Genomic DNA, 1,240 nt, shown 5'->3' with positions numbered 1-1,240 from the left:
GTGATCTGCAATGAGAAATCTGGACCACCTGGGACGTTAGTTTTTCGGCAAACTTTACCCTTGGAAAAAGGAGGAGTTTGCTATGAAACGCAAGCGCTTTTCAGTCGAGCAGATTGTGGCGGTACTGAAGCAGGCCGAGTTGGGTATGCCGGTGGCCGATCTCATCCGTCACGTCGGTATTTCGGAGCAGACGTTTTATCGGTGGAAGAAGCAATATGCCGGTATGCAGTCAGATCAGGTACGTGAGCTCAAACAGTTGCAAGACGAGAACGCACGGCTCAAGAAGCTAGTGGCCGAGCTAAGCCTGGACAAGGCCATTCTGCAGGATGTTGCTTCAAAAAAGTGGCCCGGCCCGCGCTGAGGAAAGACGTGGTGGATTACGTGATAAGCCACTATGGATTGACGATGAGGCGGGCCTGTCGTTTGGTGAAGCAACCTCGCAGCACGCAGTACTACCAAAGCGTGAAAGATCCTCGGCCCGAGCTTCGTGCCCGCATGCGCGAAATTGCCCATACGAGGGTGCGCTATGGCTATCGGCGCGTGCATGTACTGCTACGGCGTGAAGGCTGGCAGTTGGGCAGGGATCAAGCATACCGGCTGTATTGCGAAGAGCAATTGCAATTACGATCGAAACTGCCCAAGCGCCGCAAGATGGTCGTCACGCGCGTGCAGAAAATCGTGCCGAGCAAACCGAATGATGCCTGGAGTATGGATTTCGTCGCCGATCAACTCGCAGATGGCTCGAAGTTTCGCATGCTGACAGTTGTCGATGTATTCACGAAAGAAGCCCTGGCCATCGAAGTTGGTCAACGGTTGAGGGGAGAGCATGTGGTGTCGGCGCTCACTCGAATCGCGGCCAGACGCGGCGCTCCTCGGCATATTTTCGTAGACAACGGCAGTGAGTTTTCCGGGCGATTGCTCGACATGTGGGCATATCACCACAAGTCGAAAATCGATTTCAGTCGCCCAGGAAAGCCCACGGACAATTGCCACATTGAGACGTTTAACGGATCATTCCGTGACGAGTGTTTGAACTTGCATTGGTTCGAGACGCTGGACGAAGCGAAGGCAACTATCGAGGCATGGCGCGGGGACTACAACGAGAGTCGGCCTCACTCAGCTCTCAAAGAGCTGGCGCCAGCCGAATTCGCCCGACAATTGGTGTTTTTACCCGGGCCGACTTGACCCGATACGCCGAAAAACTCGCTCTGGATTTGGCACAGAAAACCCAAGCGGATCA

General features: G+C 54.4%; 1 protein-coding gene. It reads left to right on the top strand.

The features are described 5' to 3' along the window. Positions 1-82 precede the first annotated feature (82 nt). Positions 83-1,185, top strand: a protein-coding gene (locus tag PCE31107_RS23250) for an IS3 family transposase (RefSeq protein ID WP_150610798.1) whose coding sequence is annotated in 2 segments (ribosomal slippage) — positions 83-335 and positions 335-1,185 — 1,104 coding nt in all. Because the reading frame shifts where the segments join, the coding sequence is not laid out codon by codon here. The last annotated feature ends 55 nt before the right edge of the window (positions 1,186-1,240 follow it).

The organism is Pandoraea cepalis (assembly GCF_902459625.1).
Lineage (GTDB): Bacteria > Pseudomonadota > Gammaproteobacteria > Burkholderiales > Burkholderiaceae > Pandoraea > Pandoraea cepalis.
The sequence above is the reverse complement of the archived record's forward strand: the minus strand, read 5'-3'. Positions and strand labels throughout refer to the sequence as shown.